The following is a 7,990-nucleotide window of genomic DNA, read 5'->3' on the forward strand; positions in this document are numbered from 1 at the left end:
AGAAATAATGGCGTATATAGAGTTCAGAAACATTCGAAAATCATATGACGGTGAAAATTTAGTTTTGAAAGATCTCAATCTGCAGGTGAATGAAGGCGATTTGGTCACTCTGTTAGGACCGTCCGGGTGCGGGAAATCTACCTTGCTGCGTTCGCTTGCCGGTTTTGAAAGTATTGACGGGGGCAGCATCCACATAAACGGCCAGGATGTGACGGATTTTCCGCCGGGGAAACGGAATATCGGGATGGTTTTCCAACAATACTCGTTGTTCCCCAACATGAATGTAGCGGAAAATATCGCATTCGGTTTGAAGATGCAGAAAATGGACGCTGCGACAATCAAAGAAAAAGTCGCCCGCATCATTGAACTCGTGGAATTGTCGGGGAAAGAGGACCATTATCCGACGCAGCTGTCAGGCGGTCAAAAGCAGCGGGTAGCCTTGGCGCGGGCCATCGTAACAGAGCCGAAAGTGTTGTTGCTGGATGAGCCCTTGTCCGCCATCGATGCGTTGCTGCGGAAAAATCTCCAAAAGCAAATCCGCCGCATCCAGAAGGCACTGCATATCACAACAATCTTTGTCACGCATGACCAGGATGAAGCGATGCTGATGTCGGATGTCATCCATGTCATGGCTTCCGGAAAAATCGAGCAGTCGGGCACACCGACCGAAATTTACACGCATCCAGAAACGCATTTCGTCGCTTCGTTCATCGGCAACTATAATCTGTTGAGCAGTTCGGATTTTGAAAAATTGACCCAGAAAAAAACGCAGGCAAGCCAAATTGCCATCCGTCCGGAAGCCATCGAGTATTTCAAGGAGCCTCAGCCCCGAACGGAAGATCATTTATATTTTAAAGGGAAAGTAATCGACGAAACAATCAGCGGGAATATCTTATCCTATGTGATCGAAACCGATCAAGGTGTCCATTTACGGGCGGATCATCTCTACCGAACCTTCAATCTGCTTGATAAAGGCGCGCGCGTCTTTTTGAAAGTGGAGAAACGTAATGTCCTGGAGTTTTAAAAAACCTCTCCGTTGCCTAAAATGGCGGCGGAGAGGTTTTTTTCGGGTGATTCCGTCCAGAATGCCGGCGAAGATCTTTGATGAACGCAGTTTGTTGAACAAGGGATGCAGCAACAGGATCAACAGGAAGGACGGCAAAAAGATGCCGACGGTCGCCAAGATGGCACCGGGTACTCCTTGAATCAGGTAGCCCACGAAAGTTGCCGTTGTGAAGACGGGACCGGGGGTGAACTGTCCGATCGCTACAGCATCCAGCAATTGGGTGCTGGTCAACGCGGCATAGCGGTCGATGAATTCAGCTTGCAGAAACGCTATCAGAACATAGCCGCTTCCGTACAGGACCGAACCGATTTTCAAAAAAGTCAGAAACAACAAGGTCAGTGACATAGGCTCGATCGCCAGGTGGCGCGAGCGCCATTTGGATAACTGTTGCGCCAGCAACATCGTCAACCCGGTCAGGATAAGAATCGTGATTTCGCCGACACCCATCAACGATAAAAGATAGGCCGCCAGGAACAACACCAGTGATTTGGTATCCTTGATGGTCGTCTGCCCCAGGCGGAAAAGCGCCTGGATGATGACAGCCACAATCACCGGTTTGATGCCGGTGAAGATCGCTTCGATGAACGGCACTGCACCATATTCCTTGTAGAACATCGCCAGCAAAAGCACAATCGTCATGGCTGGGAAGATGAAGCAGATGCCCGCCAGGAAAAGCCCAAGCTTTCCACCACGCTTGTAGCCCAAAGCGATGGCCAACTCCGTCGAATTCGGTCCGGGGATGAGATTCGTGAAGCCGAGCAGATCCATGAAATCCGATTTGGTGAGCCAGTTGCGCTTCGTCACCAGTTCGTCCTCCATCATGGCGATATGGGCGGCCGGACCTCCGAAGGCAAAGAGGCCCAGCCGCGCAAAAACAAGGCAGATTTCTTTGTATATTTCTTTCGAATAGGACATAAATTTCCTCCAACAATTTTTTTCGCCAAAAAGCGGAATCAGATTTTTTCTGTATAAGCAATCCCGTCTTTGAACAGGGTCAATCCGGTCACACCCAATTCGCGCAACAACGCGATGGCATCGTCGAAATGGTAACGGTACTTTTGAATGCTGTGCGCATCCGAACCAAGGCTGAAACGGGAGCCGCCCATTTCCAGATAAAGACCAACCATATAGCGGTACAAGTCTGAATTTTTGTATTCATACATGCTGCGCGTGTTCAATTCAAGCGCCATGTCTTTCGCCAAAATTTCAGCGAGCAGCCCTTTCAATGCCGGCTCGAATTCCCGCAGATCGTCAACAGTGACCGGCAGGCGACGGATCCCGTAATCAAAGTGCGCGAACACGTTGGCGCCATCCACTTGCCTTACGGCTTCCGCGCATAGTTCGAAATATTCCTGCATGACCGCTTTGGGATCCAGCTCATCGATGATCGGCTGCAGGTAATCATAGCGCCCGTTTTGATGGACGCTTAACAGGATGACGTCGAACGCTTTGCCTTCCAGATAGGATATGATCTGGTCGTGGGATTCCGGCGTGTAGCCGACTTCGATGCCCCGGCGGATGCGTCCGTCATGGAGCGCGTTCAAAGCAGCTATTTTTTCTGAGTAGGCGGCATAATTCAGGACTGTATCCACGCCGCCGTTGTAGGCATCATGAAAATCCAAGTGCTCGGTTGTGACGAGCAGACCGTCTGTTTGCTCCAGATAATTTTCAAATGATTCCGCAGAATCGGGCGAAAAATACGTATGCATATGTTGATCGTAGTATCCCAAAATCATTCCTCCTTGTGCGTAGATGCCATCAGTATAGCAGACAGCGATGGATTTCAAGAAAAGATTGCGTTAAGAAAATGTAAACGATCGAAGGCAGAATATCAAACATTATCAAAAAATTTGCACCAATGCTTGTTGAATTTTGCTATAATGGTTAAGGTCGTGGAAAAATAAGATAAATTTTTTGGATTGGTGGTTTTTTATTTGGCAGCACGATATGTCATGGGAGTGGATGTCGGTACCACAAGCACAAAAGCCGTACTGTACGAAACGGATGGCTCAGCTTATGAATCAGCGTACGCGCATTATCCATTAATTAAAGAGAATCCCGAAATGGCGGAACAAGACTTGGATGAAATCTTTTCAGCCGTATTAAAAACAATAAAAGCAGTCATACAGAAAGCGGAACTGGGTCCGACGGATATTGCCGGCATCGGTTTTTCGAGCGCTATGCACAGCCTGATCCTCATGGATGCGGAAGGTACTCCGTTGACGAGGAGCATAACTTGGGCCGACAATCGTTCGAAAAAATACGCAAGCATGTTGAAACATTCCGAAGTGGGCCAGCGTTTTTACGAAAAAACAGGCACACCATTGCACCCAATGTCCCCTTTGAACAAGATTCTCTGGCTGAAGGCGGAAAAGCCCGAAGTGTTCCAAGCAGCGCGCTGGTTCATCGGCATCAAGGAATACATTTTTTGGCGCCTGTTCGGTGAATTCGTCGTGGACTATTCCGTTGCCTCGGCTACCGGTTTGTTCAACATCAGGGAATTCCGCTGGGATGAGGAAATTCTCGAATTCTGCGGTATCACGAGTCAAATGTTGTCGTTGCCGGTAAATCCTCGTCACCAGCTGAGCGGGCTCTCGGAGGAAGTTGCTGAGTTGCTGGGGCTGGCTGCGGATACACCCTTTATAGTTGGAGGGAATGATGGCTGCTTAGCCAACCTGGGTATGGGAGCGATTCGCGCGGGTACGGCAACAATCACAATCGGTACGAGTGGTGCGGTCCGGATGACGAGCGAAAAACCTTATGTAAGCCCGGAAGGACGTACGTTCAGTTATATCCTGGATGAAAACCATTATGTGAACGGCGGCGCCGTCAACAATGGCGGAAACATCTTTGATTGGGCCATCAAACAATTTTTGCCGGCGAACATTGCTGATGAAGATCTCTATGACAAAGCGATGGAGATGATCGCAAACGTTGCACCGGGAGCGGATGGATTGGTTTTCCATCCTTATCTGAATGGCGAACGGGCGCCTTTATGGAATGCGGATGCCCGGGGGAATTTCAGCGGCATCAACATGTTGCACACGAAAGAACATTTTTTGCGCTCCGTTTTGGAAGGCATCTGCCTGAATCTGAAGGATGTGCTAGCGTCGGTCATCTCGATGAACGGCGAACCGACAAAAATTATGGCCAGCGGGGGATTTTCGCGCTCGCAGGCTTGGCGCCAAATCTTGACGGATATCATCGGTATGCCGATCGAATTCCCGGAAACTTTCGAAAGTTCCTGTACGGGTGCCGCTTTGATCACACTGAAGAGCTTGGGGTTGGTGGAATCTGTGGATGATGCGGAGGAAATGATGGGCGCATCGATCGAACATCAACCGAATGAAGACAGCAAGTCTGTCTATGCAGCGATGTTCCCTCGTTATCAAGAGATGAGCAAGTTGTTACAGGAGTTCTATACGGAAAAATGAAATGGAACCAAAAGAAAAGACATACTCACTGAAATTCAGTGGCTATGTCTTTTCTTTTTGTCTAATCGTTGCTGATTGGTTGCTCCAAAGCACTTTCGATCAGCTTCGTCATTTTCTTTGGTGTGGTGATCGGCGCAAAACGCTTGATGATTTCGCCATCGCGGCCGATCAGGAATTTCGTGAAATTCCACTTGATGGCGCCGCCACCGGTCTGTTCGACCAAATATTTGTAGAGCGGATCTGCACTGTCCCCATTCACTTCGATCTTATCGAAAACCGGGAAAGTGACACCGTAGTTGATTCGGCAGAATTCAGCTGCTTCGGTGCCGTCCAATGGTTCTTGGTTATTGAACTGGTTCGATGGAAATCCTAGAACGACGAAATCTTTGTCTTTGTATTTCTCGTAAAGTTCCTCCAGTTCATCCAATTGACCCACTAAGCCGCACTTGGAAGCTGTATTGACGATGCAGATGACTTTTCCTTTGTACTGTTCCAATGGTACAGATGACTGATCTGTTTTTCTTACATGATATTCATATATGGACATATCGAAGGACTCCTTTGGTTATGCTACTTATACGTGTTAAAACATAGTATAAACAACAATGTAAAGGATTGCAAAAGAAAAGCCCTGGCAAAAATCGAAGGAGATATGACAGTTTGATGAGAAATGATGAAATTGTAACAGTAATTTCCATAAATGACTGTTTTTTTATTCTCGTTTGCTGTATGATAGTTGAGTATTATAAATCGAATCTGGAGGGATTTTTTTTGGACATGTTTGAAGGCTTAAGCCAAAAAATCGTAGGAAAAAAAATAAAAATCGTTTTCCCGGAAGGCTTAGAACCAAGAATTTTAGGGGCAGTCGTACGTCTTAAAGCGGAAGACTTAGTGGAACCAATCGTTATCGGAAATGTGGATGCAGTCAAAGAAGCTGCAAAAGGCCGCGGATTTAGACTAAGTGGTATCCAAATCATCGACCCAGCTGATTATGCTGAACTCGATGAAATGGTTGCATCTTTCGTCGCTCGCCGTAACGGTAAAGTAACTGAGGAACAAGCGAGAAAATTGTTGTTGGATGAGAATTATTTCGGAACAATGATGGTACACATGGGCTTAGCCGATGGTCTGGTGAGCGGTGCTGTTCACTCTACAGGTGATACTGTCCGTCCTGCGCTTCAAATCATCAAAACAAAACCAGGCGTAAGCCGCACAAGTGGTGCTTTCATTATGCTCCGTGGTACTGAAAGATTCCTGTTCGCTGACTGCGCAATCAACATCAATCCAAATGCACAAGAGCTTGCTGAAATCGCAGTGGAAAGTGCTAAAACGGCTGAAATGTTCGAAATCCAACCAAACGTTGCTTTGATGAGCTTCTCAACAAAAGGCTCAGCAGCATCACCGGAAGTCGACAAAGTCGTGGAAGCTACAAGAATCGCAAAAGAATTGGCGCCTCAATACAACATCGACGGCGAATTACAATTCGATGCAGCTTTTTCTGAAGTAGTCGCTAAACAAAAAGCTCCTGGCTCAACAGTAGCTGGTCAAGCTAAAGTATTCATTTTCCCTGAAATCCAATCAGGAAACATCGGCTACAAGATCGCACAACGTTTCGGCGGGTTCGAAGCAGTAGGCCCAATCTTGCAAGGCTTGAACAAACCGATTTCCGACTTGTCACGCGGATGTAACGAAGAAGATGTCTACAAAACAGCCATCATCACAGCAAACCAAACATTACTTGATTAATGAAATATCGGAAAGCCTGGATCAAATCGGGCTTTCCTTTTTTTATTGTTCTTGAAAATAGGCCATCCGCAGAAAAAAGGTGCATTCCGGAGTGAATATTCCTATAATAAGGAATGGAATAAAATAAATTGGTGAAGATGGGGGCAGATTCAGAATGTTCACCTTACTAGCAAAGAATGAAGAAGAAACGATGGAGCTAGCCGCACAACTGGCGCAGCTATTGGAACCCAAAGATGTCATTCTCCTTGAGGGGAATTTGGGGGCCGGCAAAACCACCTTTACAAAAGGTCTGGCAAAGGGGCTGGGCATTGACACTGTTATAAAAAGCCCCACGTATACTTTAATCAGAGAGTACACAAAGGGCAGGCTGCCGCTGTACCATATGGATGTCTATCGTTTGGAGGATGTCGGCGGCGATGATCTGGGGTTCGAAGAATATCTCTATGGTAATGGCGTTTCCGTGATCGAATGGGCTCAATTCATCAAAGAAGAGTTGCCGGATGCTTATTTGACGATCCGACTGGTTCCTACCGGGGAATTTTTTGAAAACCGAGAAATCACTTTTCTCCCTACTGGAGAACGATACGCCACTTTAGTCGAAACACTACAGGGAATACTCAAGGAAGAAGGGAAATAGCATGCGGAAAAAAAGAGAGAAAGTCGAAATCATGATCCGGGAAGCCATCCCGGCAGATGCGAAGGACATCATCGCCTTCAGCAAAAAAACCGGCGCCGAAACGCCTTATTTGGCATATGGGGCTGAAGGCTTGGAATTGTCCGAAGCCTTCGAAGAATTGTATCTGGAAGATTTGATGGAGAAAGACAACAATGTGATGCTGATTGCGACGATAAACAACAAACAGTTGATAGGGTTGGCGTCCGTCGGGGCAACAGACAAACCGAAGCTTAGGCATGTAGGGGAAGTCGGTATCACCGTCGAGAAGGATTATTGGGGATTCGGAATCGGCTCGGTCCTGATGGAAGAAATCGAAACATGGGCAATCGAGAGCGGCGTGATCCGCCGTTTGGAGTTGACAGTCCATGGAGAAAATGAACGGGCCATCCATCTCTATGAGAAAATGGGTTATCAGCAAGAAGCGGTGATGCCGCGTGCCATGCTGATCGATGGGGAATTTATCGATGGCGTATTGATGAGTCTGATGATAGACTGATATGCAGGAACGGAATGACGTTTTAGACAAAAATTTGGGCGAAAATATTTTGTTTAAAACGTCATTTTCCGCTTGACATGGTAACGCTTACATGTTATTATAACTATACAAAGAGAAACATACTAAGTAAAACAAAGAAACACAAAAGAGTATGCCACTCTTTCAGGGAAATCCTTCAAAAAGATTTTCTGGTTAACAGCTTTTCAGTTAAGCTGTTAATGCAAAGTCTTAGATGGTTCGGAATTTGTGTTCTAGATGCATTTCTAAGACATGAAAACTTGAACCATTCTAAGATTAATAAACAGTAGATTTCATTCAAGCAGCTAGAAGCGAAAGCTTACATGACTTGCCTGAAAGACAAGCATAACTAGTATTGAAAAGTTCGTAGATCATTAAGATTGAACAATCAATGAAGCGAAGATGAGACTACTGATTTAGGAGGAAGTGTTCCGATTGTTGGAGCACTTCCTTTTTTTGGGCTCTCTGTCAAATGGTGTTGATGAGACATTTTATCTGTTGAAATAAGGGAGCCACATTCACAAACTCCAGAAGAGAATTTTTCTCTTTTGGGG

General features: G+C 46.4%; 8 protein-coding genes. 5 read left to right on the forward strand and 3 right to left on the reverse strand.

Annotation, left to right across the window (positions count from 1 at the left end; genetic code table 11):
• Positions 1 to 7: 7 nt before the first annotated feature.
• A complete protein-coding gene (locus tag C8U37_RS12915; RefSeq protein ID WP_108033622.1) occupies positions 8 to 1,024 on the forward strand; it encodes an ABC transporter ATP-binding protein in 1,017 nt (338 codons plus the stop codon).
• Here C8U37_RS12915 and C8U37_RS12920 read toward each other — a convergent pair.
• Together C8U37_RS12920 and C8U37_RS12925 are read right to left on the reverse strand one after the other, a co-directional pair.
• On the reverse strand, positions 929 to 1,981 hold the full coding sequence (locus C8U37_RS12920; protein ID WP_108033623.1) for a chromate transporter: 1,053 nt from the start codon (positions 1,979 to 1,981) through the stop codon (positions 929 to 931). The genes C8U37_RS12915 and C8U37_RS12920 overlap by 96 nt on opposite strands.
• A 38-nt stretch (positions 1,982 to 2,019) precedes the next feature.
• Positions 2,020 to 2,796, reverse strand: a complete 777-nt coding sequence (locus tag C8U37_RS12925) for a PHP domain-containing protein (RefSeq protein WP_108033624.1) — start codon at positions 2,794 to 2,796, stop codon at positions 2,020 to 2,022.
• A gap of 204 nt (positions 2,797 to 3,000) precedes the next feature.
• Here C8U37_RS12925 and C8U37_RS12930 point away from each other — a divergent pair, with 204 nt between their 5' ends.
• Entirely contained in the window at positions 3,001 to 4,500 is a 1,500-nt protein-coding gene (locus tag C8U37_RS12930) for a gluconokinase (protein WP_245879845.1), read from the forward strand.
• Between the two features lie 61 nt (positions 4,501 to 4,561).
• Here C8U37_RS12930 and C8U37_RS12935 read toward each other — a convergent pair whose 3' ends face one another.
• Positions 4,562 to 5,047 (reverse strand): glutathione peroxidase, encoded by a 486-nt coding sequence (locus C8U37_RS12935; RefSeq protein ID WP_108033625.1) that lies wholly within the window; start codon positions 5,045 to 5,047, stop codon positions 4,562 to 4,564.
• A 224-nt stretch (positions 5,048 to 5,271) separates the two neighbouring features.
• On the opposite strand from C8U37_RS12935, the gene pta reads away from it, so the two are divergent.
• The 3 genes from pta (at position 5,272) to C8U37_RS12950 (ending at position 7,418) form a co-directional block, all read left to right on the forward strand.
• Positions 5,272 to 6,246, forward strand: a complete 975-nt coding sequence (gene pta / locus C8U37_RS12940) for a phosphate acetyltransferase (RefSeq protein WP_108033626.1) — start codon at positions 5,272 to 5,274, stop codon at positions 6,244 to 6,246.
• A 154-nt stretch (positions 6,247 to 6,400) separates the two neighbouring features.
• Positions 6,401 to 6,883 carry a tRNA (adenosine(37)-N6)-threonylcarbamoyltransferase complex ATPase subunit type 1 TsaE gene (gene tsaE / locus C8U37_RS12945; protein WP_108033627.1) on the forward strand — a complete coding sequence of 161 codons (483 nt, stop codon included), beginning with the start codon at positions 6,401 to 6,403 and terminating at the stop codon, positions 6,881 to 6,883.
• A gap of 1 nt (position 6,884) precedes the next feature.
• On the forward strand, positions 6,885 to 7,418 hold the full coding sequence (locus C8U37_RS12950; RefSeq protein ID WP_108033628.1) for a GNAT family N-acetyltransferase: 534 nt from the start codon (positions 6,885 to 6,887) through the stop codon (positions 7,416 to 7,418).
• Positions 7,419 to 7,990 lie beyond the last annotated feature (572 nt).

The sequence above is a fragment of the Trichococcus patagoniensis genome (genome assembly GCF_003051085.1).
In the GTDB taxonomy this organism is placed as follows: domain Bacteria; phylum Bacillota; class Bacilli; order Lactobacillales; family Aerococcaceae; genus Trichococcus; species Trichococcus patagoniensis.